Raw genomic sequence first — 26060 nt, 5'->3', positions numbered from 1 at the left:
AGGCTTCTATTCCAGTTACTAAAGAATCGATCGACGACTGACTTTACTCAAGGTGTGCACCCTACCGGCATCCACACAGCTCCTCTTCCGGAAGCAGCGGCCGCGGATATTTTGCCCAGTTCAGGAAAACCTGCCCCGTTCTCGGGTTCGTGTGTTTTTCCATATCGAGAATATGTGGCGCCGGAATGCCCGCATGCGCCTTCGACGTGGGAAGCAAGTCGGCTCGTTGCGAAATTGCCCCGTCCGCGTCGTACCTGGCGTATGCAGTAACCGTCCCATCCTGTTGCTGCCGAAACAGGGTCTCCCCAGGACCGGCAGTCTCAGGGAAGCGCCCACTGACCTGCCGCGCACCCGAGAGGCTTACTCCTACATGTCCGCAGTCGTTGTGAACCAGTACCGGCGCCTCGCCCGCCAGCACATAGTACGTGTGCACGTCCGATACGGTGAAGTTGTACGTCTTCACGAACTCGGTGAACGCACGGTTTGCCGAGACGCGTACCTCCGCACCTTGATCGGTGAGGAGCGTCGTGCCAGGACTGACGTCCCCGGCGTGCACCCAGCCACCGACGCTCGGCGACCAGAACGGGTGGTCGCGGGTGGCGGTGAGTTCCTCCACCCCGGTCGGCGTTTCGATCGACAAAGTGTTGAGATCCCGCTGTCCCTGCGAGCGGATCAGCTGGGTGACCTCATGAGGCGCGGACTCACCGCTCCTGGGATCCGTCGCGAGGACCTGGTCGCCGACATCGACGTCCTCGATCTTCTTCGTCGAACCGTCACTCATGAGAACGAGCGTGCCGGCCAGGAAGCATTGACTGCCCTTACCGCCCCGGATTCCGCCGCCAACACCCGCTTCGCGGTGGGAGAACATCGCCCCCAGGAATACGGGAACCTGATACCAGTCGCTGGAGGTGTCGATTCCCTGGTCCTGCAGCCATTCCTCGTAGTCGCCCCCGTAGTCACAGCCGGGAGCGCCTGCGCCGCCGTTCCAGCAGTCGCCGTCGGCTATCCAGCCGAACATGGAGGAGGCATGTGCGACGTTTCCGATGATTCCGTAGAAGGCCTCACTGACCGGGTTGGACCAGCTGAAGTCGTGCTTCTTCGGAGGCTTCGGAGCCTTCGGCGGGGCGGGCCTGCCGGTGGAGGAACTTCCGGAACTTCCCCTCTTGCAGGCGAAGTCCACACATCCGTAGTGCCTGTAGCGGAGGTAGTCGTCGGACAGCGTGCCGCCGACGGAGTCCACAATGGTCTCGTAGCGGTTGCCGTAGGCGTACGGATCGTTGCCGTTGTGGCACTTGTACATGCCGCTGGCGCACTCTTCGAGCTGCTTGCCGCTCGGGTCCCAGAACGTGAACGGGTTCTGGTTGGCGTAGGTGTAGCCGTGGAGCTGCTGCGAGTCCTTAAGGTCCATGATCGGGTCGACCGAGACGAAGCGTCCGATCAGGGGGTCGTACTCGCGGGCGCCTATGTGCGTGAGCCCGCTGTCCGCGTCCTTCGTACCGCCGACGAAGCCCTTCTCACCCGACCAGGTCGTGGGCTTGGTCCCGCGGTCCTCGCCGAAGAGCCCCGTCTTGCGCCGTGTCACGGCCTGCAGCGCATCGGCGCTGACCTGAGTCGTGCCAGTGCCGTGGTGATCGGCGAGGGTGAAGACGAGCTTTCCGCCAGTCCGCATGGCAACGTCGCCGTAGTAGCGGGTTCCCTTGAGGGCGCCCGCCTTGTCCAGGCGCAGTTCGTTTCCGTTCGGCAGATAGAGGGTGGTGCCGGTGGAGTCCTTTCTCATCAGGCGCTGGCCCGAGGGGTCGTAGGTGAACGCGCTGCTGGCCGGGCCCTGGTCCAGGGACTTCAGGTGGCCCTCGACGTCCCAGGTCAGGTACTGCGTCTCGTCGGTGCCGCTCTTGCGGGTCTTGGTGTTGCCCGAGGCGTCGTAAGTGAAGACCTCGTCGTGCGCAGCGGTGCCCGTCTGGGTGACCTTGAGAAGGTCGTGCTTTCCGGCGGTCGGCGCCGCGTACGTGCGGACGGTGTCAGCCGTCGGACCCGAGACCGTCTTGTGCTTGGTCTCGGTCTTGCGGTTGCCGACCGCGTCGTAGGTGTACGTCGTCCAGTACGGGTCCTCACCGCCGATGACCGAAGTCGCCGGAGCGGCGGCACAGGTCTCGCCCTTGTTGGTCCAGGCCTCGGTGATGCGGCGCAGTGCGTCCAAGTTGACGCACTGGGTGTCGGTGGTACGGGCCGTGTCCTGGCCGTACGCCGTGGCGATGGACGTGAGGTTGCCCGCGGGGTCGGTCGTGTAGTGGGTGTCCTCGATCCGCTGAGGTGCCACGTCCCGGTCCGTATAGGAGCGGGTGGTGGCCCCGGTGTGTTCGTCGTACTCGGTCGACCGGTAGATCCGCTGACCGATCGCGCCCAGTTCCTGACGGGAGGTGCGGCCGTAGTGGTCGTAGGTCATGGCCGAGACGAGACGGCTGCTGCCCGCTGCCATGTTGTTGAGCAGGCCGGAAATGCTCTTGTACGTGCTGCCGACCGTCTCGGCCGGCAGGTCGCCCATGGCCGGCTGCTTGGTCGTCAGGATCTGGCCGGCGACGTTGTACGTGTTCGTCCAGTTGTAGGTGCCGGCCAAGGCGCCCGTGTCGGGGGTGGCCGGGATCGTCGTCTTCGACGTGAGCGGCTGGTAGAGGTCGTTGTAGGCGGTGACCTCCGATTCGAACGCGTTGCCGTCCACGTAACGGATCGACTTCGCGAGCTGGCCCTTGGCCACCGTGTCGTAGATGTTCGCGCTCAGGGTGGTCGCACCCTGCTTGAGGGCGACGGGGCGGCCCAGCTCGTCGTATTCGCTGTGCAGCGTGACGCCCCGCGCATCGGTCACATCAGTGACCCTGCCGCCGGCGTCGTAGGCGGTCTTCGTGATTCCCTTGTCGGGGTCGCTCGACTCCACCTGCTGGCCGCGGACGTCGTACGTGTACGTCCACTTCGCGTTGCCCGGGTCGGTGACCTGGGCGAGCTGCCCCAGCCTGTTGTAGGTGTACAGCGTGGACTGGGACGCCGTACGGGCCGCGTCCGTGTACTGCTTGGTCTCGACCGTGCGGCCAAGGCTGTCCACCACCGTGGTCGTCGCGGTACCGCCCTGGGGCGGGATGACGGTGGTGGTGTCGCCCGTGTAGAGGGTGGTGGCCCGCTTGGTCTCTTCCCCGTACTTCTTCGAGATGACGGCCGTGATCCGGCCGGCGCCGTCGTAGACCGTGTCCGTGGAGGCCGGGTAGTTGGTCTCCTGGCCGGTCACCAGCTGCGGCTCGGGGGCTCCGTCGGCGTAGTACGTACCCGAGCTGCGCCAGGCCTGGCCCCTCGTGTCGTAGAACGTCTCGGTGAGCAGACGTCCCGACAGGTCAGGCGACTGGGTCTGGGTCTGCCGCTCGCGCAGCAGGCCGTCCTGGATGGAGTAGCTGACGGCGTACTTGTAGTCGTGGGTGAGCGACTTGCTGGTGATGACGCTCGGTCCGTCGTTGCGGATCGTGTAGTCGAAGACCCTGCTCGGGGCGTCGGGGTACGTCGCGGCCGGCCGGTTCGGCAGCCACACCTTCGTCACCCGGCCGAGGGCGTCGTACGCCGTCGTCGTCACCTTGCCGTTGGCGTCGGTGGTCTTCGTCGGCTGCGAACGCACCGGGTCGAGCTCGGAGGAGGCGGTGTGCCCCTTCGGATTGGTCACGAGCGTGGCGGTCGGGACCTCGCCGACGGCCGGGGTGTACGCAGTCGTGGTGACCTTGCCGTACGCGTCGGCCGCGACCAGCTGTCGGCCATAGATGTCGTAGCAGAGCTGGTTGTTCGCCGGACCGCAGGTGCTGGGGACCGAGGACTCCGGGTCGTACCCGTCGCCCTTCGCGTTGATCTTCTCGGTCTTGGTGACGAGACCGGGGCCGGGAACGGTGTCGATCGCGCCGTTGTCGTAGTACGTACGGGAGTCGGCGACGACGTCGGCCGGACGGCTCGCGGCCGTGCCACAAGGCACGGCCACCGTCTCGACGCGGCTCACCTTGCCCAGGATCCAGCTCGCGGTGTTGCGCGCGTAGCCGGTGGTGGTGCAGGTCTCGTCACCGGTCTTGGCCGTGTCGCCGAGCTGGGACTCCCAGTCGACCATGCCGTAGTCGTCGTAGTGACGTACGGTCTCGGTCGTGCGGGTACCGCCCGTGACGGTGGTACGGGTGGACTGCCTTTCCGTACCGGTCTTGTACGAGACCAGGTCGGGCAGGCCGCTGCGGGTCCGCTTGGCCACGAGCGCCGAGCGCCACGGCGTGCTGGAGGTCGCCGAGACCAGCTTGCCGGTGTCGTCGCCGTCGTACGTGGCGGTCTCCCTCGACATGCCGGCGAACTCGGGGCGGTCGGTGACCGCGACCCCGGCGGAGTCCTTCACGTCCTTGCCGTCGATGCCCCGGAAATAGCGCGTCTCGCTCAGCGTCTTCGGATCGGACGCGGCGCCGGTGCGGGTCTGGACCAGCTCGTAGCCGCGGGCGAGGGAGTGCACGCGGTCGTTGGCCTTGGCGAGCTCATCCGTGCTCTTCTCCCAGGCGGCTCCGCCCAGGTAGCTGTACGACGTCACCTTGTCGGGCGTCGAGGCCAGGTTGTCGCCCTCGACGACCTGGGTGACCACGTACGAGTTGAACCAGTCGACCTTGGAGGTGTCACCCTCCCAAGCCCATTTGACCGGATAGCAGCGAGTCGTGTTCGTCGCGTCCGGCTTGGGCAGCGTCGTGGCGGTGCAGTCGGGCTGCGAGTACGTGACGCCGATGGTGCCGCCGGTCTCCGTGGTGACCTGGTACATGCGCAGGCGGACGAAGGGGGCGAGACCGTCGCCGAGGGCGTCGACACGGTTGGGCCGCTGCTCGCCCGCGAAGGTCACCGGCAGCATCGGCAGGTCCGCCACGTCGCCTGCCTTGGCGGTGCGGGTGATGGACTTCAGCCACAGCGGTGTCGATATGCCGTCACCGGCGGGCGGGAAGCTGTGATCGAGCGTCCAGGAGTCCGCGTCCTTGTACGCGCCCCCGGTCAGGACCTTCGTATTGATCCCGGTCAGACGCATGCGCGACCAGAAGGTCGGCGAGAACTGGTTCTTGCACTCCGTGGAGCCGTCCTTGCAGAACTGGTCGTACGGGGAGTCGGGCCAGTTCTTGGCGTTCGTCTCGTCGAAGGTGCCGCAGGAGCTCAGGCAGCGCTCGGAGACGTCGAAGGTGACCTGGCCCATGGCCTTGGCCGTGTAGACCGAGTCGGAGCGCAGGCCGTAGTCGATGTGGTCGAGCCAGCCACCGCGGACATACGGGGTGACCGTGCCCTTGCCGGTCGTCGGGGAGAAGTTGCGGGCGTAGTTGTTGGTCTCGGTCTTCCAGTAGTACGCCATCGCGTTGCCGGTCGGCGCGACGACGTAGTCGAGCTGCCAGCGCCAGGCCTGCTGGCACCACGCGCTCGCGAAGGAGGCGTTGTAGCAGGGCTCGCCGGCATGGTTGCCGTACACCGGCACGGTCCAGGTGGAGTTGGTGGTCGGATCGTCGGCGGCGGTGCCGTTGTCCTTCCAACCCGGCAGGCGGTTCAGGCCGAAGAAGTACTGCGTGCCGTCGGTGGCGGTGATCTTCCAGTGCTCACCCGCGCCGTCGACACCCGCGGTGCCCTTGTCGCCGTTGACGGCCCCGGTGAGCTTCTCCACCTTCTCGCCGGTGTCGGTCGCAGGGTGCCAGCCCTTGCCCTGCTCGAACACGAGCTCGGTGGATTTGCCGTTCAGCGACAGTGTGGCGTTGTCGTTGAACCAGCACTGGTCGCCGACCTTGGTGGTGTTCGTCCCGCCTGTCTTGTCGTTCTCGCAGGACTTGTACCGGCGCTCGATGAAGCCCGGCTCCCAGGACCAGCCGTCACCGATCCAGGACGCCTGTGTGTTGGACGCCGCCATGCGGCCGTCGACCGCCTGGGAGCTGTAGCCGAGAGAGATCTTCGGCGCGAAGCCGCCGGGCACGGAAGGCGTGGCGATGTCGTAGGACCAGGAGAACGCACCGGTCGAACCGCCTGCGTTCCAGGACCCGGACGGCTGAAGCGACGTCGCCTTGTAGTCGCCGGTCGGGCCGGAGGCGTCTGCCGTGGCCGCGAGGACCGTGGCGGGAGCCCCCGCCGCAGGGGCGGCCGCCGGCGCGGACTTCGCCGTCTGGCCGGACTTCGCCGACTGCCCGATGGTGCCGGGCGTGGCCACCTGGGCCGTCAGCGTGCCGCCGCGGGTGTCGTTCTCGGTGGCCAGCGGCTTCTGCGTACGGCACTCGGGGCGATCCGGAGTGGTCAGGGCGCAGGCCGGGAGCTCCACCAGACGCAGGCGCGCGGCGTAGTCGCCGCCGTAGGCACCTCGGAAGGAGTTGTAGTCCACCTCGACCTTCGCGGAAGCCGCCTGGGTGGCGTTGTCCACGCGGCCCACCGCCAGCAGGACGCCGTCGACGCCGGCCTTACGCGCGGCGTCGTGCGAGGTGACGGTGACCTTCACCTTGGCCGGGGCCTCGGAGGCCTTGCCGGGGAGGACGTCCACCGCGACGGGGAGCTTGCCGGCCTTCTGCGGGCCCGAGCCGACTGCGGGGGTCCGGGCCGAGCCGGACAGGAACGACTTCGACACGGGGCCCGAGGTGAGGTCCACCTCAGCCGATCCCGCTGCGGGCCAGACGACCTTCGGCGCCTTCCACGGACCGGTGTCGGCGTCGTCCTTCTTCTTCTCGCCGCCCGCGCGGACCCGTTCGACCGGTACGGCCTTCGGCTGCTTGAGCCCCGGCAACGGTGGCCGGTCTTTGCTGTCTGCCACGGCGGCGGCGCCGGGCAGCATGCCTGAGAGGACTGCAGCGGCCAAGGCCACAGAGAGTCCTCGCATGCGAAATGCTCTCACACTTACCTCATGTTTCTGTGCAATTTTCCGCCGCAGAATAACAGGCTGAATTAACCCAACCGGCACTCCGGACATCTCACGGAAGATCGCCCCTAAAATCCCCAACCACAGCAAAATGGATCTTGTTAACCAATCGGACAGTTAGGGTAAGCTTGACATAAAAAGCCCAGGTCAGAGCGGCCAGCTTCGTGATGCGTTCGAGTAGAGTCGCCCCGAATATCTGACAACTGGAGTTTGCGTGGCAATGAGAAACAGCCCCCGCCAAAAGGCCTATCGGCGCAGAATTTCACGCCTGGCCTACATGGTCGCGGCAGGCGGAATTATCGCGTCCGGTTTGAGTGTCCTGCACCCCGCTGCGACGGCTTTGGCCGCGGTGTCGGATCCGGTGGCCGAGGGCTCGATGAGTGCGAAGGACTTCGCTCTCGCCAAGGCCAAGGAGACGGGCCAGCCCTACGAGCTGACGTCCGCGCGTACCGAGTCCTCCGACACGTGGGCGCTGCCGACGGGCAAGTGGTCGGTCAACCGGCACGGAACCACCGTGCGGATCCTGCGTGCCGGCGTGTGGCTGCCCACGGACGCGACCTTGCAGTTCGCCCCCGACGGACGGGTCACCCCCAAGGCGTCCGCCGTCTCCGTCAGCTTTTCGGGGGGCGGCACCGGCGCACTCCTGACCGGCGTACGCGATGGCCGGACCCTGTCCCTGACCTGGCCCAAGGCACTTCCCAAACCCACCCTCGCCGGGAACGTCGCCACGTACGCCAACGTCCTGCCGGATGTCGACCTCCAGCTCAAGGCAGAAGTCGAGGGCTTCTCACAGCTCTTGGTCGTCAAGACCCCCGCCGCGGCCCAGCACCCCGACCTCGCCACGCTGAAGTTCAAGCTCGACACCGTCGGCCTCAACGTCTCCACAGACACGACGACGGGCATGATCAACGCCGTCAACCCCGCCGGACAGAGCGTCTTCACCGCCTCCACCCCCATGATGTGGGACTCCACCACAACGACCGGCGGCACGGCCGCCCCGCTGAAGTCCAATACCTCCGCTCCCCGCATGCTCGCCTCCGCCGGCGAAGGCGGACCGGCACCTTCCGACGCGTTCGTGGCGCCCTCCGGCGCCAAGGACGCCCAGATGCCCACGACCGTCTCCGGCGGAAGCCTGGAGATCAAGCCGGACCAGGCCCTGCTGACCGCCGCGGCCACCAAGTACCCCGTCTACATCGACCCCTCCGTCGCCTGGGGCGAGCGCCAAAACTGGGCTTGGGCTTACCGCAGCTGGCCGAACAACTCCTACTGGAACACCAAGCAGGACGTCCGCGTCGGCTACGAGAGCGAGACGAACGGCCTGTCGCGGTCGTTCTTCCAGCTCGACACCTCCAACCTCAAGGGCACCCAGGTCACCAAGTCGACCTTCCGCGTCAGGGAGACGTGGTCCTGGTCATGCACGGCGACTCCGGTCGAGCTGTGGAGCACCGGAGCGATCTCACCGAAGACGACCTGGAACAACCAGCCCGGCAAGGGCCGCAAGCTGGACACCGTGACGGCCGCGAAGGGCCGCGCCGAATGCGGTGCGGGCAACCTCGAGTTCAAGGCTGACGACCTCGTCAAGGAGGCCGCGTCCAAGGGCTGGTCCTCGATCACGCTCGGCCTCTACGCTCCGAACGAGGGCGACCAGTACCAGTGGAAGCGCTTCGACCCGAAGACGATCACGCTGGAGACCGAGTACAACAACCCGCCGGACACACCGTCCTCGCTCGGCACCTCCCCCTCCACCTCGTGCACCAACGGCGGAGCGATAGGCAACACCCACGTCGGGCTCTACGCCACCTTCTCGGACCGTGACGCGGGCAACCTCAATGCCGAGTACCAGGTCTTCAAGGCCGGCCAGAGCACCCCGACAGCCACCCAGACCCTCCCCGCCAACAACGGCAAGGTCACGACCTGGAGCGTCCCCGACGCCAGTCTGCCGAGCGGCGACTACACATGGCAGGTCCGCACCAAGGACGGCGACGGCGCCACCTCCGTCTGGTCGCAGAGCTGCAAGTTCTCCGTCGACCGCAACCGGCCCAGCAAGCCCCCGGTCATCAGCTCCACCCAGTTCCCCGACGGCAGGAACGGCTGGCCCGCCACCACGGGCAAGGCGCGCACCCCCGGCACGTTCACCTTCAACGCCAACGGCGTCACCGACGTCAAGGAGATCATCTACTCCACGGACTTCGAGCCGTGGAACCGGCCCGTGCCCGCCGGCGGCAGCGTGACCATCGCTCCGGCGGGCTCCGGCCCTCACTACATCTACGCCTACAGCGTGGACAAGGCCGGCAACCGCTCGGACACCACGTCCTACCTGTACTACGCGACGCGTTCGCAGACCGTGGACGGCGCCAAGGACCTCAACGGCGACGGGAACCGCGACATCTGGACCGTCGACTCCCGGGGCACGCTGCTCATGTACGCCGGCCAGGGCAACGGCAAGTTCGCGCCGGCCGCCGACGGCGGCGTGTCCTTCGGCGGAGCACAGATCGACACCTTCGGTGACTGGGACGGTGACGGGTACAACGACCTGGTCGCCCTCCAGCAGCCCTCCGGCATGAACACCAAGAAGCTCTGGGCCTACTCGAACAACGGTCAGGGCACCGCCGTCAACAACCCCGTCGAACTCACCGTCGCCTGCCCCGTCAAGAATCCCGCCATGGGCTGCGACTACGGCGACGACTGGAACGGCGACGACCACTGGTACAACGCCGAACAGATCATCGCCCCCGGCGACCTCAACGGCGACGGCCAGCCCGACCTCCTGGTCAAGCAGGGCAAGCAGCTCTGGGCCTACTACACCAGCGTCTTCGGCACCCTCGACAGCAACGGCGAGCCCGTCCTCGTCGGCAACGGCGACTGGGACAAGTTCACCGTAACCGCCCCCGGCGACCTCAACGGCGACAACATCCCCGACCTCTGGCTGCGCGACAACGCCACCGGCGACCTGCTGCGCACCTACGGCAGCAAGGGCGCCGACGGCAACGTGGACCCCACCACCTGGGGCAACGCCGCGGGCCGCGTCAAGATCGCCTCCGGCCTGGAGCAGGCGGCCTTCCCGACGATCGGCACCTCGGGCGACGTCACGGGCGACAAGCTCGCCGACCTGTGGGCCGTCAGCGCGAACCGGCAGCTCGCCACCCTCGCCGGAACCGGCACCGCTCAGCCTCTGAACGTCACCGGCATCAGCCAGACGCCGGCGTTCCTGGGCAACCTCTCCGCACCCGCCGGACAGTGGAAGCTCACCGGGCAGAGCGGCGGCACCACTCCGAGCGACGTGGGCGACTACCCCGCGACCACGAGCGGGGTCACCTGGCCCACCGCGACCATCGGCGGCCGCAGCACCGCGTACGCGGCTTTCGGCGGCGGTCAGGCGACCATGACCACCAACAAATCGGTGATCGACACCCGCAAGAGCTTCACGATCAGCACGTGGGCGAAGGCCTCCGGCACAGGCGGCCTCGTCCTCAGCCAGGACAACACCCGCAACAGCGCGTTCACCCTCTACGCGGACCCCTCCACCGGGCAATGGCGTTTCGCCCTCGCCAGGGGAGACGTCGACGGCTGGCCGTACGACTGGTCGGACCAGGGGGTCAACGACTCGGCCAGGTTCTACCAGGACGCGTGGACCCAGCTGACCGCCGTCTACAACTCCGACACGGCTCTGATGAGCCTCTACGTCAACGGCACGCTCGCCGCGACGGGCCACCACGTGGCCTCCACCAGCCCCGCCCCCAGCGGCTCGCTGGTGTCCGGCCGCTACAAAGTCAACGGAGCGCCCGACTACTTCGGGGGCTTCACCGGCGGCCTCAGCAACCTCGCCGTCTACCCCTACGCGGCGCCCCTGACCGCCCCCGGCGCCATGAGCCCGATGTCCCTGTCGGCCAAGCCGAGCCACTGCCTGGACAACGACAACGGCCGCAACACGGACGGGAACAAGATCCAGGCCTGGGACTGCAACATGATCAACGGGGGTGACGCGCAGAAGTTCGAGATCCGGGGCGACGGCACCATCCGCGTCGCGGGCAAGTGCATCGACCCCGCCTACGCGGGCACCACCAACGGCACGCTCATCTGGCTCTACCCCTGCAACGGCAGCTACGGCCAGCAGTTCCTGCCCCACGCCGACGGCACGATCTACCACCCCAAGTCGGGTCGCTGCCTGGACACCAGCAACATGAACACCGGCACGCAGCTCTACCTCTGGGACTGCAACGCCACCAACCCCCAGCGTTGGACCATCCCCGCGCTGAGCACCGCGCCGCTGCCCGTACCGCTCCCGTAGCGCCCCACGACGGCTGACGCCGACGAGCAGTGCGAGAACCGCCCCCGGCAGTCGGTGCCGGGGGCGGTTTCGTGTGCGCGGCGAGAGGGTGCTCAGGCCTGGCAGAGGGAGCGTTCGTGGTCGATCGTGGCCGTCGCGCGGGAGTACCGCCACTGCGGGGCCAGGAGCTGGGCGTTCAGCTGGGCCGCGGCCGCCGGGCTCTCCACCACGTACCCGAAGTCCTGGAGCCACGCCGGGTAGAGGTTCTTGGAGCCGATGTAGAAGGCCGAGTCGTCGACGGAGACCACCTTGTGGTGCTGCGCGTACGGGTGGCCGTCGGCCCAGGTCGGGCTCTTCGAGCTGCGGAAGGTGGCCAGCTGGAGGTTCGAGCACATCGTGGCCTTCGCCGCGCCCTGGTCTCCGGTCAGCAGGGCGAGACGGTCGCGCAGGGTGTCGCTGATCTCCGAGAGCGACTTGATCTGCGAGTAGCCGCCGCTGCCCACGGCTCCGCGGTTCGCGGGGTCGCTGACGACGATGCGCACCTTGACTCCTGCCGCCATCCGTGCGGCGAGGGCGTCGTAGACGCGGATGTCGTAGCGCGGCAGGGGCGGGCAGGTCGCGTTGACGTCCTGCTGGGAGATCTCGATGTGCCCCTTCGCGCTGGAGATCAGCGTCCGCAGGGCGCTCTCCTCGGGGTTGACCGTGTCGTAGTCGCGGTCGGCGTTCGTGTTGTCGTGGAGGCCGACGACGCACTTGGTGTCGGCGGCGCTGGGCAGGGTGGGCCGGAAGGCGGAGGAGGGATCGCTTCGCTTGATGCCGACGCCGAGTCCGCCGACGGCGATGGCCGGTACGTCGCCGGGGGCGGCCGGGGGTGCGGCGGGGGCGGTGTCCTTGGCCATCGCGGGCATGCAGGCGGTGCCGTTGGAGGAGGCGAACCAGACGCCGGCGATGTTGTTCCTGTTCTGGCAGGTCCAGGACCACAGCTCGTCCAGGTAGCGGCCGGCGGAGGCGGCGGCCGGCCCGCGCAGGGCGAGGTCGACGTCGGCGACCGGGTGGGCGGTCTCCAGGTAGTCGTCCTTCCAGTCGTTGATGCCGCCGGTGATCACTGACTGGCCGTCGACCACGAGCAGCTTGGAGTGGTTCCAGGAGAACGACGTCTTCGAGGTCGTCATCGAGGCGACGTTGAGGTCGACGTTGCGGGCGTCCGCGCCCAGCTTGGCGACGAGCTCGTCCCGGTACTTCGACGGCAGGACGTTCATGTGGTAGATGGGGGCGGCGCCGACCAGCACGCGCACCGTGAGCTTGTTCCCGCGCGCGGCCGAGGACTTGAGGCCCGCGACGATCGCGTCCTGGAACGCGCCGTTGGGAAACGGCGCCAGGGTCGATATGTCGACGGTACGCGTCGCCCGGGAGACGTTCTCCGTCATCTTCGCGAGCAGCCGCTCGGTCCCCGGGCGAGCGGCGCACGTGTCGTCGCCCCAACAACCGGGGGTCTGCAGCAGCCAGTCGCCGCCGCCGGGCGTCGACGCGTCGAGGACGTTGCCGCCGGTGCGTTCCCACACCTGGCCTTCGAGGCCGGGGGAAACCTGGCGGAGAGTCTGCTCCACCGCGTCGAGGTGGGGCGCCGGGGCGGCGGGACCGGAGCCGGCCGCCGGGGCCGCCGAGGCCGGGACGGCGGCGAACAGGGCCAGCAGCGCCGCCGGGACCGCCGCGCGTGCGGCGAGAACTGACGGACGGTGGGTTGACGGGCGGTGGGCTGACGGGCCGTGGGCTGACGGGCGGTGCGGGGTGTGGCGGTGCACGGTGACTTCCTTGCAGGAGGGATCGCCGTCGCCGCGAAGGGGCGACCGGCAAGATCAACTCGCGGAAGTTACCACTGGGTCAGAAGGCCCGGGAATTCGCGGACATCGGATTCGGCCACCGCCCCGCCGTCCGGCGCGCACGGCCCGGCCGACAGCAACCCACATGGCCGGATTGGACAAGTGACCGATGGACCGACCACGATGATGCGCGCTAGATCGCGGCAGCTCAGGGGGGCAAACCGGATAGATGGTGATGTTCCTCCGATCCATCCGCTACGTCCCCGTTTCCGACACCGGAGAGTTTTCGCCATGAGCTTCGGCGACCCGAACAACCCGTACGGCCAGCAGCCCCCGCAGGGTCAGCCCGGCTACCCGCAGCAGGCTCCCCAGGGCGTGCCCCCGCAGTACGGCTACCCGCAGCAGCCCCCGCAGGGCGCCCAGCCGCAGTACGGCTACCCGCAGCCCCCGCAGCAGACCCCGCCGCCGTACGGCGCCTACCCGCAGCCCCCCGTGCCCGGCATGCCGGGCACGGGCATGCCGCCGCTCGCCCACTGGGGCCAGCGCTTCGGCGCGTACCTGCTCGACGCGCTCATCATCGCCGGTCCGATGTACGCCCTCGGCTTCATCGACCTGGCCGCCAGCAGCGACCCCGGCTCCGCCGGCCCCGGCGTGTTCTTCATCATCGGCTGGCTGTACGCGATGGGCATGGCCATCTTCCAGCTCTACAAGGAAGGCACCACCGGCCAGACCATCGGCAAGAAGGTCCTGGGCATCAGCGTGCGCCGCGAGGCCGACGGTGCCTTCCTCGGCTTCGGCATGGCGTTCGTCCGCAAGCTGGCGCACATCCTCGACGGCATCCCCTGCTACATCGGCTTCCTGTGGCCGCTGTGGGACGAGAAGAAGCAGACCTTCGCCGACAAGGTGTGCAGCACCGTCGTCATCCAGGTCCCCAAGGTCTGAGACGGCCCCTCCCCCGCTCCTCTCCCCACCGCCCACCCGGCAGCGAGCCTCCTCCGCTGCCGGGTGGGCGCGTTTCGCGGCCCCGCCGCGCGGGCGGCGCGCAGCCGGCGTCAGGAGGGGGCGCCACGCGCCGCCCCGGGCCCGGTACCGCGCCCGGCCGGCGGCCTCGCCCTCCGCGCAGGGCCGTACGGGAGCGGGCCGGTCACTCCTCCGGCCTGCCCGGGGCGAGGCGTTCGACGACCTCGGCCAGGTCGTTGCACACCCGCTCGATCTCCTCGCGGATGTTGTTCTGCTCGGTGACCATGGCGGACAGCAGGAGCGCGGTCAGGGCCGCCGAGCCGTTCAGGGCCTGGAGGTTGACCATGATCTCGAAGAGGGAGTGGGAGGCGAACGGCCCGACCTCGGCGGTCGCCGCCGAGATCGCCAGTACGGACACGAGGAGGACGCACGGCGCGCTGCCGGCCAGTTGGAAGCGCACCGCCGACCAGATCAGCAGCGGGAAGACGAGGAAGAGGAGCGACAGCGAGCTGCGGGTGGCGACGAAGACGACGATCCCGGCGGCGACGGTCAGCCCCACCGCCTCGGCGACCCGGTAGGGGTCCTGGGGCATCCGCACCCGCGGCACGACGAGGAGCAGCGGGGTCAGCACCAGCACGCCCATCGCGTCGCCGGCCCACCACGCCGACCAGACCGGCCAGAACGCGGCAGGGGCCAGGTCCCCGGTGGCCACCAGCACCCCCGTGCCGATGGAGGCGCTGAGCAGCATCGGCACCAGTCCGCCCAGGAAGACGAGGGCCAGACCGTCCCGCAGCCGGTCGATCTCGATGCGGAAGCCCGCCCGGCGCAGCAGCATGTACGCGCACAGCGGCGCGAGGGTGTTGCCCACGATGATGCCGACGTCGGCGAGCTGGAAGCTGGCGAGGTGTTCGATGGCGAAGAACGTGCCGAGGGCGATGCCCGGCCAGATCCGCAGTCCGAACCACAGCAGGGCGGCGACCGCGATGCCGGTGGGCAGCCACAGGGGCGTCACCACCGCGCCCTCGACCACCACGCGCAGCAGGAGGCCGATCCGTCCTGAGGCGTAGTAGGCGGTGGCGACGATGAGGATCCCGAGAAGGGTTCCGCGGAAACGTCTCCATTCCTCGGTGCGCACCACAGCATCAGACAACAGCCGCCGCCTCCGGGCGGCCGTGACACGCGCTACCGGCGCGGGGGTCCTGCGGCGTCGTGGCTGAGGACGAGCACGGCCGCGTCGTCCGCGTGGCCGGTGGAATCGGCCACCTTCATGATTTCGGCGGCTATCTCGTCGGGGTCGGCGCCCGCCGCCTCCCTCACCACGCGGGCCACCCGCTCCAGTCCGACGTCGATCGGGAAGGAGGGCCCCTCGACCACCCCGTCGGTGAGCAGGACGATGGAGCCCGCCTGGTCCAGGCGGCGCCGGGTCACCGCGTACCGGGCCCCGGGCTCCACTCCGAGCGGCAGGCCGCCCTCGTCGTCGGTGATGCCGTAGCGGCCGTCGACCGTGGCCCAGACGGAGGGCACGTGGCCGGCCCGGGCGCTCGCCAGCACCCAGGTCTCGGGGTCGAAGCTGAGCAGGGTGCAGGTCGCGAAGAGCTCGCAATCCATCGACAGCAGGACGTCGTTGGCACGGCTCAGCACCTCGCCCGGGTCCACGACGACCGTCGACACCGCGCGCACGCCGACGCGGACCTGCCCCATGAAGGCGGCGGCCTCCACGTCGTGCCCCTGGACGTCGCCGATCGAGAAGGCGAGTCCGCCCCCCGACATCCGGAAGCCGTCGTACCAGTCGCCGCCGATGTCCAGGCCGTGCCGGGCGGGGGCGTAGCGGGCGGCGCTGCGCAGCCCGGGCAGGGCCGGCAGGGAGCCGGGCAGCATCTCGCGCTGGAGCGCCTCGGCCAGCTCCACCCTGGCGAGTTGCAGTTCCGTACCCGCGCGGGCCCGGGCGGTGAGCCGTCCCAGCGTGCTCAGGAGGTCGGCGGCGCTCACCGACTTCGCGTGTCGGCGCGAGGTCATGGACCGCTCCCGGGTGCATCCATAGGTCCCTGCTTGTGTCCCTCTCTCGGCACTCGGCCCTCGGCTTTCGGGTGCGCGCCGCACCGAAGATCCGAGCACATCATATTTCCGCCATCCGGGGGTCGCGAGAGATGCGGCCCGGACCCCTTCTCGGCCCCGGCACCGGCCCGGCCCGACCACAGGGCGTGAGCTATGTTTGAAGACGAGTGACATGAGAGGGAGGCCCATCGGTGTCATCGGGGCAGCAGGCACGCGCCCAGGCGGCTGCGATCACGCCGGGTGGGCAGGCGCCGCCGGTCCACGAGCGGGCTCCCGGCGACCGGGTCCGCGCGCTCTTCGACGGCCACCGGCTCTCCCCGGGGCAGCGGCGCATCGCCCAGTACCTGGTCGACCACCTCACCGAGGCCGCGTTCCTCTCGATCACCGAGCTCGCCGAGAGGGTGGGCGTCAGCCAGCCGTCGGTGACACGTTTCGCCACCGCCCTCGGTTTCACCGGCTACCCGGCCCTGCGCGACGCCCTGCAGCCCATGGCGCTCAGCGCGGTCGCGGGCTCCCCGGAGAGCCGCGAGCAGTTCCGCCGCAACGAGCTCCAGGCGGCGGTGGACGCCGAGATCGTGAACCTGGAGAACGTGCGGCGCCTGCTGGCCGATACCGACCAGGTGCTCGACATCGGCCGGGAACTGGCCCGCTCGGTGCCGCTGACCGTGCTGGGCCTGCGGATCTCGGTCTCGCTCGCCGAGTACTTCGCGTACGCGGCACGGCGCATCCACCCCGACGTCCGGCTGGTGACACGTGGAGGCAGCGTCGCCTACGACGCCCTGCTCCAGTCCCGGGAGGCCGGCGGGACCTGGGCGCTGGCCTTCGCGATGCCCCGGCACGCCAAGGAGACCCTGTCGGCGCTCCGGGCGGCCCGCAGCGCCGGCCTGAAGATCGCGCTGATCACCGACACCACCCTGGGCCCGCTGGTCGACGAGGCGGACGTGGCGCTGACCGCCGGAACGGGGGCGCGGCTGGTGTTCGATTCGTACGCGGCCCCGGGGATGCTCTCCGCGGCCCTGCTCCAGGCAATGGCCGACGCGGATCCGGAGCGTACGCAAGCGCGGCTCGAAGGCTACGAGCAGGTCGCCGACCAGCACGGATTCTTCCTGTAAGCCCGATTTTCAACCGGTACGAGACAGTCCACTTTCACACCGTGTAAGCGCATGTAATTTTTCATTCTCTTGTCTACTCGACGGTATATATGTTTACTGAGCAGCGCGCCGGATCCACGGACGCCAAGGAGAGCGACCCCACGCCCTCCCAGAACGGACACCCGCGCGGGACAGCTCCTCCTCCTGCCCCGCGCCGGGTGCCCGTTCCCGGCGTCGGTTTCCACCAGAGCGCTTGTGGCGGCCTCGGTCAACCCCTGGGCCGAGGCCGCCCACCAACGTCTCGATCAGAGTTCGACACCACTCGGAAGCGACGAGAATGCGCCAGACGGCCTCCACCACGCTCAGCCCGGACTGGCCCTGCCAGGTCAAGACCCCCGGTACCCACGACTGGGAACGCACGGCCATGCGCTGGCTGCGGGATCTGCTCCCGGCCCGCTACGGCAGCTATTCGACGCTGACCCGCAGCCCCGTCCTCCTCACCCGGCACGCCCAGCTCCAGCTGCAGCACGAGATGCGCGCGGTGCGGGTGGCCCTGGAGACCAGCCGGGCCGAACTGCCCGCGATGGGCGTGGCCGAGACCGTCATCGAGAGCTCGATCCGGATGTACGCCGTCGAACTCCAGCAGCTGGGCCGGCTCTCCCGCGCGGTACGCCTGGTCGGCGACGCGCTGCGCGTCACCCAGAGTTGACGCGGCAGCCCCTGCGGCGGGAACCGGCCGGAACAGGCTGGAACCGGAGGCGACCGGCGGGACCGCGCGGCGCCGTGGCAGGCTGTTCCGCATGAGAATCCTGACAGTCGGCGCCGGGGCCGTGGGCGGTTGGTTCGGCGCCCGTCTCGCCCGGTCCGGGCAGGACGTGACCTTCCTGGTCCGCCCGGAGCGGGCCGCCGCCCTGCGCGAGCGCGGGCTGCGGGTGACGGGCCTCGGCGAAGACCTCTCGCTCGCTCCCGAGTTGGTGACGGCGGAGGCGCTCTCGCACCCGTACGACCTCGTCCTCCTCTCGGTGAAGTCCACGGCGCTCGACCGCGCGGCGAAGGACCTGGCCCCGGCGGTGGGGCCGGGCACCGCTATCGTTCCGCTGCTCAACGGGGTGGCCCACCTCGACCAGCTGACGGACCGCTTCGGCGGGGCGCAGGTCCTCGGCGGTGTCGCCAAGGTGGTCACCACCCTGAACGAGCACGGCGACATCGTGCGCATGGCCCCGCCGTCCGTCGTGATCACCGGTGAACTCGACGGCCGGCCCTCCGCGCGCGTGGACGCCGTACGCGCCGTGCTGACCCGGGCGGGCATCGACAGCCCCGCGACCTCGGACGTCGTCGGCTCGATGTGGCACAAGTGGGTGTTCATCAGCACCCTGGCGGCCGTCACCTGCCTGGGACGCGGCTCCGTGGGCGAGGTCGCCGCCGTGCCCGGCGGGGCCGCGCTCGGGACGTCCGTACTCGCCGAGGCGGCGGCCGTCTCCGCGGCGGCCGGGCATCCCGTCCCGGACGCCGAACTCTCCTTCACCGCGCGCACGGTGACCGCGCCCGGCTCCCCGCTGACCCCGTCGATGTACCGGGACCTGGCGTCCGGCCGGCCCACGGAGGTCGAGCACGTCCTCGGGGATCTGATCGCCCGGGCCCGCTCCCTGCACGTGCCCACCCCGCTGCTCGACCTCGCCACCCTGCAGCTGCGGGTGCACCAAAGGCGCGTGTCCCTCGGGACGTGACCTCCGGGCCGCTCCGTCGTTGAACACGGCGGTCAAGCGAAGTGCACCAGTGAAGTCCCGGGTCTCCCCGCGAGGCCCGGGATTTCGCTTGTCCGGATCGGCCCCTCCGCCCCCTGGGACGGAACTCGCTGGTCAGGGGCGACCGCGGGTGACAGACTGGGGCGGCTTCAGCTCGACCCAGGAGGACACATGGCAGAAGAGTCGGACACCCCGCAGGACGAATCGCCGGCCGAGGAGGCCAAGCGCAAGTTCCGGGAGGCCCTCGACCGCAATGCCCGCAGTGCCCACGCACAGCAGGCCCACCAGAGCCGGGCGAAGATCCAGGGCTCCAGCTCGGGCGCGGGCGGCAAGAACAAGAAGACCCGCCGCAAGACGGGCTGACCGCCCGCGGCCGTCTCCACGGCGATGCCCTGAAGATGCCGGACGAAGGGGCCGCCTCCCGCTCACAGAGCCGGGAGGCGGCCCCTTTCGCGCGCCCGGCCACGACGGGCGCACTGGGCCACTCGGGTGACAGCCGATAACCAAGAGCGCGGATTGCAGTTGATCAGCTCGTCCCGCCGGGGGCAGCAGCGATCCCATGCACCAGCGCTACAGAAGGAACATCCTCATGCTCAAGAAGCTCATGGCCACCACTGCGGTCACCGCCTCCGTGCTGGGCCTCGGTGCCGCGGTTGCCGCCCCGGCGATGGCGATCGGCAACGACAACGGCATCAACACGGTCAACGGCAACGACGCTTCGCAGATCTACGGCAACCAGGAGACCAAGGGTGCCATGAGCCCGCAGCTCAGCGCCGTCCAGGGCTCGCTCAACAAGCTCTGCGTCGGCCTGCCCGCGAAGGTCAACGCCCAGTCGCTGGTGGCGGTCATCGCCAACGTCGGCGTCCAGGACATCAACGTCCTGCACAACCCGATGAACCAGCAGTGCACCGAGAACTCCACCCAGGCCAAGGGCGACGACTCCGCCTCGCACATCCTCAGCAACATCCCGGTCCTCTCCGGCAACCTCTCCGCCGGCAGCTGACCGCCGCAGGACGACCGGCGGGGCCCGTATGCGCGACGGCGCGTACGGGCCCCGCCCGTTTGCCCGGCCCGGGCGACCCGAAAGTTGTCCGATACGGATGAATGATGGTCTAGACCTTGACAGGTCCAGACCAGTTTCGGTTCAGTGGCCGGGAATGCCCCCCACGGCAAATCCCCCCACTGAAGGAGCAGTTACGTGATACGTGCGCTTCGCCGCCGAGCACTCGCCCTGGCCGCCGCCGCGGCCGCCACCATCGGCCTCGCGGTCGCCCTCCCCGCCTCACCCGCCGCCGCGGCCGCGGCCTGCGCCTCCCCGTGGTCATCGTCCGCCGTTTACACCGGGGGCATGAACGCCTCGTACAGCGGACACAACTGGCAGGCCAAGTGGTGGACGCAGGGCGAGACGCCCGGCACCACCGGGCAGTGGGGCGTCTGGTCCGACCTCGGTACCTGCGGCGGTGGCGGCGGCACGGACCCGGGCACCCCGTCCGGATTCGTGGTCTCCGAGGCCCAGTTCAACCAGATGTTCCCGAACCGGAACTCCTTCTACACCTACAACGGCCTGGTCGCGGCCCTGTCCGCGTACCCCGGCTTCGCCAACACCGGCGACGACACCGTCAAGCGTCGCGAGGCGGCGGCCTTCCTGGCGAACGTCTCGCACGAGACGGGCGGGCTCGTGTACATCGTCGAGCAGAACACGGCCAACTACCCCCACTACTGCGACGCGAGCCAGCCGTACGGCTGTCCCGCGGGGCAGGCCGCCTACTACGGCCGCGGCCCGATCCAGCTCAGCTGGAACTTCAACTACAAGGCGGCCGGGGACGCCCTCGGCATCAACCTGCTCGCCAACCCGTACCTCGTGGAGCAGGATCCGGCCGTCGCCATGAAGACCGCCCTGTGGTACTGGAACACCCAGAACGGCCCGGGCACGATGACCGCCCACGCCGCCATGGTGGGCGGGGCCGGCTTCGGTGAGACGATCCGTTCCATCAACGGCTCCCTGGAGTGCAACGGCGGCAACCCCGCGCAGGTGCAGAGCCGGATCAACGCGTACCAGTCCTTCACGCAGATCCTGGGCGTGAGCCCGGGCGGCAACCTCGGCTGCTGACCACCGCGACCGGGCCGGCCGGCGCCCTGCGCGCCCTCAGGGGGTGCGCAGGGCGGTGGCCAGCTGGGCCCGGGAGCGTACGTCCAGCTTCTGGTAGATCCGGGTCAGCCTGGCCTCGACCGTCTTGACGCTGACGAACAGCTTCGCGGCGGCCTCCTGGTTGCTGGCGCCCTCCGCGACGAGCAGCGCGAGCCGGGTCTCGGCGTCCGTCAGCGCCGCCAGGGCCACCGCCGCGCCGCCGCCCGGGGCGGGGGCCGCCTCGGGGCTCTCCGCGGCGAGTTCGGCCCAGGGCTTCGCCCCGGCCGCCGTGAACACCTCTGCGGCGGCCCGCAGCGCGGCGCGAGCCGGGGCGCGCCTGCGCCTGCGCCGCTCCACCCGGGCCAGGGCGAGGAGCGTACGGCCGCGCTCCAGCGGCAGCTCCAGGGCGGCGAACCGCTGCGCCGTGGCCCCCAGCAGGTCCACGGCGGCGTCGGCGTCGCCGTGGGCGGACAGGCACAGGCCGCGGGCCCGGTCCAGGGCGGCGACCACGGCGGTGCGGCCCAGCCGGAGTGCCACCGTACGGACGGAGCCGAGCAGTTCGGCGGCCTCGTCCGGCGCGTCGGCGGCCACCAGGGCCTCGGCCAGCTCTCCGTGCCAGCGCAGGATCGAGGGGTCGACGACCTGCTGGGCCTCCTCCAGTTCGGCGACGCGGCGCAGGGTGGCCACCGCCCTGGCCGCCTCCCCCGTCGCCAGCTCGGTCAGGCCGAGCGCGTACAGGCTGCGCGAGAGGAACACCTGGTCGCGCTCCTCCTCGGAGGCCTGGATCCCGCGCCGGGCGTACGCGGCGGCGCGCGCGAAGCTGCCGCCCATGGCCTCGGCCATCGCGGAGGCGTACCAGGCGGGTCCCGGCGAGAGGCCCGCCTCGATGGTGAGTTCGAGGCCGCGGCGCGCGTGCGCGGACGCGGAGGTGCACCGGCCGCGGCGCAGTTCCACCTCGGTGAGGCTGCGCAGCACCTCGAAGACGTCCTCGGCGGATCCGGTGCGCCGGACGGCGGGGAGCAGGACGAGCAGCCGGCGGCGGGCGTCGTCGACGCGGTCGTCGAACAGGGCGTGGCGTACGGCGAGGTACTGCGGGGCGTTGCGCATGCCGAGCGGCACCTCGGGGGCGGGCAGGGCCAGGGCCTCGGCGAGGATGTCCTCGGCGTCCGGGTCCCCGAGGATGCGGCCCATGCGGGCCCGTACGGTCAGGGCCATGGCCTCGGCGACCTGGTCGCCGCCGAGGGCGGCGAGCCGTCCCGCCTCGGCCGCGGCGTCGCGGGAGCGCACGGGGTCCCCGTCGCTGAGGTTGTACTTCGTGGCGATCCGCAGCTGTACGGCCGCCTGGAGGGCGGGGTCCGCGGCGGCGTCGTCCATGGCGTACGCGAAGGTCTCGTCGAGGGCGGCGAGGGCCTGCCCGGCGGCGTCGATCACGGCGAGCCGGGCCCGCACCCGGTCGGCGGGCGAGGCGTCGCGGGCCAGTACGGCGCGGGTGGCCCGGCGGGCGAGGTCGGCGCGACCGGCCCAGCCGGCGTCCTCGGCGGCGGCGACGAGGCGGGCCAGTTCGTCCCCGGGCCGGCCGGTCGGCGTACGTTCGGCGGCGAGCAGGCCGAGTTCGGCGGCCAGGGCGCGCTGGCCGCGTCTGCGGCAGACCGCGGCGGCCTCGGTGATCTCGGCGGCGAGCCATTCGTCGGGGGTGTCCACGGCCAGCGCCCGGTGGCGTACGGCCTGGACCGGGTCGTCGACGGCGGCGGCGAGCGCGGAGTGTCCGGCGGCGCGTTCGGGCCAGCCGGCGTCGGCGGCCAGGGCCATGGGCAGGGCCCCGGCGGTGAACGCGACCGCCCCGTCCTCCCCCACGGTGACCAGCGAGGCCCGTTCGGCTTCGGCGAGTTCGGCCTCGGCGTCGGGGCGCCCGGCCCGGCGCAGCAGGGCGGTCGTCGGCCGGGCCGCGAGGGCGGCGAGCAGCAGGGTGCGGCGGGCGGGGGCCGGGGCCTCGGCGAGGAGCCGGCGGGCGACCTCGCGGGCCTGGCCGGACAGGGGCAGGGGGTCGGCGTGGTGGGCGCTGGCGTCGCGGGCCTCGGCGGCTTCGGCGAGGGAGTGTCCGAGGGCGAGGGCGAGGCGCGGGTTCCCACCGCTGGCCTGGTGGATGCGGCCGGCGAGGCGGGCGGGGAGGCCGTGGCGGGCGAGGAGTTCGGCGACCTCGTCGGCGCCGAGCGGGGGAACCCGTATCGCGGGGGTGCCGGGGCCACAGAGGGGGCCGCCGACGGGGGCACCGCCCTGGACGCACTCGGCGACGAGGACCCGTACGCGCGGCGGGGTCAGCCGCAGGGCGAAACGGAGCAGATCGGTGCTTTCCGCGTCCAGCCACTGGGCGTTGTCGAGGACGAGCAGGACGGGGGTGCGGGCGGCGAGCGTGCGCAGGACCTCCACGACGGCCAGGCGCAGCGCGACGTGGTCGCGGCCGGCGCGGGGGGCGTCGGCCTCGCGGCGCAGGAGGGCGATGGCGGTGCGCTGGGGTCCGGAGAGGCGGTCCAGGGCGGAGCAGGGCACGGAGGCGAGGAGGGCTGCGGCGGAGGCTTCCGGTATCCACTGGTCGGCGGCCTCGGGGGCGAGGCGCAGCACGGTCTCGTGGCGGGCCGCGGCCGCGGCCGCGACGGCGCCGGCCACCTCGGTCTTGCCCGCGCCGGCGGGTCCGGTGAGGAGGGCCCGACCGTGCGCGGTCAGCGCGCGTTCGACCTCCTTGGTCAGTTCACCGTGTCCGACGGTCGTGTCAGCGTTCCCCGTCGCCGCCACCACGCACAGCCACCAGCCTCTCGTCCCCACTTCTGTGCATCTCCTGTGAGACGCGACAATACGAGGTCGGATGCCGGGTGGACCCGGATTGTGACGCAGAATTCAGTCAGCTGTCGGGAAACGGCTGCGGACCTGCCGATACGAGGTGTATCGGCAGGTCCGCGGGGTCATTGGTCCGTACTGGACCGGCCGGTCGGTGCTACCGGTCGGCGCGGCCCTCGGCTCCTCAGAAGCCGAGGCTCCAGTAGTCGATGTAGCCGGTGTCGCCGCCCGCGTTGTCGTTCACGCGGAGCTTCCAGGTGCCGTTTGCGACCTCCGAGGAGGCGTTCACGGTGTACTGCTGGTTGATGTTGGCGGTGCTGCCGCCCGCGCGGTTGTGCAGGTTGTAGACGGAGCCGTCCGGGGCGACGAGGTCGACCTTCAGGTCACCGATGTACGTGTGCACGATGTTCACGTTCACCTTGAGCGCGGCCGGGGCGTTGCCCGCGACTCCGCTGACGGTGATCGGGCTCTCGACGGTGGTGTTGTCGAGGATGTTCACGTTCGTACCGTTCTCGAAGCCCGGGGCGGGCGCCGAGGTGACGGCGGCGATCGTCGCGGCGGCGTCGGCGATGCCGGTGCCGCAGCCGCCGGTGCAGGTGCCGGGCAGCGGGCGGGCGTTGGCCTTGATGGCCGACTCGACCTGCGCCGGGGTCAGCGAGGGCTTGGCGGCGACGACGAGGGCGGCGAGGCCCGCGATGTGCGGGGCGGCCATGCTGGTGCCCTGGTACGGCTTGTAGATCTCCGAGCCCGGGGTGGTGGCGCCGTTGTTCAGCGTCGAGAGGATGCCGTTCTCCGGGGTGGTGACGGTGCCGGGCGTGTCGGTGGCGCGGCGGGTCTCACCGCCCGGGGCGGAGACGTCGACGCGGCTGCCGTAGTTCGAGTAGAACGAGCGGTCGCCGGTGCGGTTGGTGGCGGCCACGGAGACCACGTTGTTGCAGCTGGCGGGCGAGAAGCCGGCCGCGTCCGCGTTGCTGTTGCCGGCGGCGACCACGACGGTGGTGCCGCGGGCGACGGCCGCGTTGATGGCGTTCTGGTAGCTGGCGGTGCAGGCGCCGGAGCCGCCGAGGCTCATGTTGATGACCTTGGCGGGGGTGGCGTTGGCCGGGACGCCCGCGACGGTGCCGCCGGAGGCCCAGGTGATGGCGTCGACGATGTCGGCGGTGGTGCCGCCGCACTTGCCGAGCACGCGGACGGGCTGGATCTTCGCGTTGTACGCGATGCCCGCGACGCCCTTGGCGTTGTTGGTGGCGGCGGCGATGGTGCCCGCGACGTGGGTGCCGTGCCAGGAGGAGCCGCTGGCCGAAGAGCCGGTGCCGCACTCGCCGGCCGCGCTCCAGTCGCCCGCGTCGGAGGGGTCGTTGTCGCGGCCGTTGCCGTCACGGGCGCCGGCGGCGTCGGAGATGAAGTCGTAGCCGGCGACGATGTTCGGGGCCACGTCGGAGTGGGCCACGTAGCCGGTGTCGATCACGGCGACGGTGACGCCGGAGCCGGTGGTCTTGTCCCAGGCGGCAGGAACGTTCATGCCACCGGTGGGCTCGAAGAGGTCCCACTGCTTGGTGTACTCGGTGTCGTTCGGGGTGGCCATCGCGTAGGCGCGGGAGTCCACCTCGACGTACGCGACGTCCGGGTCGGCACGGAACTGGGCCATCACGTCGGCCGCGGCGGCCGGGGCGACGGAGCCGCCCAGGTTGACGAGGGCGGCACCGGTGCCGAGGCGGCGGTCGAACTTCGCCTTCTTGCCGGCCTTCTTGCCCTTGGCGGCCGCGTCGTCGGCGGCGGCCTTGTTGGAGCTGGCCTCGGTGGCCGAGGACTTGTAGCCCACGATCAGGTTCTGTACCGGCGCGGCGTCCGGAGCGGCCGGCGCCCCCGCGGCCGGCAGGGAGGAGGCGGCGGCCGGGGCCGGCGCGGGCTGCGAGCCGCCGAGGGCGACGGAAGCGGTGGCGGAGCCGGCGAGCAGGGTGACGGACATCGCCACCACGGATATGAGCCTGCTGCGTCTCGTTGCGTGCACGGTGTTCCCTTTCGCGGGCCGTTTCCGGGCAGGCCGGAGCGGGCGGTTGGAGCAGTGTGGGAGGTGAACCGGCGACTACGGGGCCGGGAGCGGGTCGGTCAGTCCCGTCCCGGCCGCCGCTGCTCGCCGCGTCGTCCCGGCCGCTTCGGCGGGGCTGGGACGACGGCGGTGCGGGCGATCCATCCGCCCGGACGGCTTCGCACCATGTGGGGTTGGCGCGGGGTCCGTTCGGGGCGGG

14 protein-coding genes are annotated in these 26060 nt (G+C 70.4%); 8 read left to right on the top strand and 6 right to left on the bottom strand.

The genetic code is table 11. The annotated features are described in order from the left end of the window. Positions 1-61: 61 nt before the first annotated feature. A complete protein-coding gene (locus ACS04_RS27365) occupies positions 62-6859 on the bottom strand; it encodes a polymorphic toxin-type HINT domain-containing protein (protein WP_245236564.1) in 6798 nt (2265 codons plus the stop codon). Positions 6860-7223: 364 nt separating this feature from the next. Here ACS04_RS27365 and ACS04_RS27360 point away from each other — a divergent pair, with 364 nt between their 5' ends. Further along, positions 7224-11201 (top strand): ricin-type beta-trefoil lectin domain protein, encoded by a 3978-nt coding sequence (locus ACS04_RS27360; protein WP_158977540.1) that lies wholly within the window; start codon positions 7224-7226, stop codon positions 11199-11201. A gap of 92 nt (positions 11202-11293) precedes the next feature. Here the strand turns inward: ACS04_RS27360 and ACS04_RS40130 are convergent, their stop codons facing one another. After that, entirely contained in the window at positions 11294-12982 is a 1689-nt protein-coding gene (locus ACS04_RS40130) for a phospholipase D-like domain-containing protein (RefSeq protein WP_280921031.1), read from the bottom strand. Between the two features lie 309 nt (positions 12983-13291). On the opposite strand from ACS04_RS40130, the gene ACS04_RS27350 reads away from it, so the two are divergent. Then, on the top strand, positions 13292-13942 hold the full coding sequence (locus tag ACS04_RS27350) for an RDD family protein (RefSeq protein WP_048479462.1): 651 nt from the start codon (positions 13292-13294) through the stop codon (positions 13940-13942). Between the two features lie 202 nt (positions 13943-14144). Here the strand turns inward: ACS04_RS27350 and ACS04_RS27345 are convergent, their stop codons facing one another. After that, positions 14145-15098, bottom strand: a complete 954-nt coding sequence (locus ACS04_RS27345; RefSeq protein ID WP_048479461.1) for an MASE1 domain-containing protein — start codon at positions 15096-15098, stop codon at positions 14145-14147. Between the two features lie 44 nt (positions 15099-15142). Further along, positions 15143-15976: a PP2C family protein-serine/threonine phosphatase gene (locus ACS04_RS27340; protein WP_048479460.1), complete on the bottom strand. Its 834-nt coding sequence runs from the start codon at positions 15974-15976 to the stop codon at positions 15143-15145. 230 nt (positions 15977-16206) lie between these two features. Here ACS04_RS27340 and ACS04_RS27335 point away from each other — a divergent pair, with 230 nt between their 5' ends. The 6 genes from ACS04_RS27335 (at position 16207) to ACS04_RS27310 (ending at position 20961) form a co-directional block, all read left to right on the top strand. Beyond that, entirely contained in the window at positions 16207-17127 is a 921-nt protein-coding gene (locus ACS04_RS27335; RefSeq protein WP_048479459.1) for a MurR/RpiR family transcriptional regulator, read from the top strand. A gap of 316 nt (positions 17128-17443) precedes the next feature. Beyond that, the gene (locus ACS04_RS27330; RefSeq protein WP_048479458.1) at positions 17444-17815 is read left to right on the top strand and encodes a hypothetical protein; all 372 of its coding nucleotides are present in this window, start codon (positions 17444-17446) and stop codon (positions 17813-17815) included. A gap of 91 nt (positions 17816-17906) precedes the next feature. Then, positions 17907-18833 (top strand): ketopantoate reductase family protein, encoded by a 927-nt coding sequence (locus ACS04_RS27325; protein ID WP_048479457.1) that lies wholly within the window; start codon positions 17907-17909, stop codon positions 18831-18833. A 189-nt stretch (positions 18834-19022) separates the two neighbouring features. After that, positions 19023-19214 carry a DUF5302 domain-containing protein gene (locus tag ACS04_RS27320; RefSeq protein ID WP_048479456.1) on the top strand — a complete coding sequence of 64 codons (192 nt, stop codon included), beginning with the start codon at positions 19023-19025 and terminating at the stop codon, positions 19212-19214. A 226-nt stretch (positions 19215-19440) separates the two neighbouring features. Further along, positions 19441-19854, top strand: a complete 414-nt coding sequence (locus ACS04_RS27315) for a rodlin (RefSeq protein ID WP_048479455.1) — start codon at positions 19441-19443, stop codon at positions 19852-19854. A 195-nt stretch (positions 19855-20049) separates the two neighbouring features. Next, a complete protein-coding gene (locus ACS04_RS27310; RefSeq protein WP_048479454.1) occupies positions 20050-20961 on the top strand; it encodes a glycoside hydrolase family 19 protein in 912 nt (303 codons plus the stop codon). Positions 20962-20997: 36 nt separating this feature from the next. Here ACS04_RS27310 and ACS04_RS27305 read toward each other — a convergent pair whose 3' ends face one another. Both ACS04_RS27305 and ACS04_RS27300 read right to left on the bottom strand, forming a co-directional pair. Next, positions 20998-23799: a helix-turn-helix transcriptional regulator gene (locus ACS04_RS27305; RefSeq protein WP_342449555.1), complete on the bottom strand. Its 2802-nt coding sequence runs from the start codon at positions 23797-23799 to the stop codon at positions 20998-21000. Between the two features lie 196 nt (positions 23800-23995). After that, the gene (locus ACS04_RS27300) at positions 23996-25780 is read right to left on the bottom strand and encodes a S8 family peptidase (RefSeq protein WP_048479452.1); all 1785 of its coding nucleotides are present in this window, start codon (positions 25778-25780) and stop codon (positions 23996-23998) included. Positions 25781-26060: the final 280 nt, after the last annotated feature.

Origin of the sequence: Streptomyces roseus (assembly GCF_001044425.1) — a bacterium.
GTDB lineage: Bacteria > Actinomycetota > Actinomycetes > Streptomycetales > Streptomycetaceae > Streptomyces > Streptomyces roseus.
This window is presented reverse-complemented; position numbering and strand designations above follow the sequence as displayed.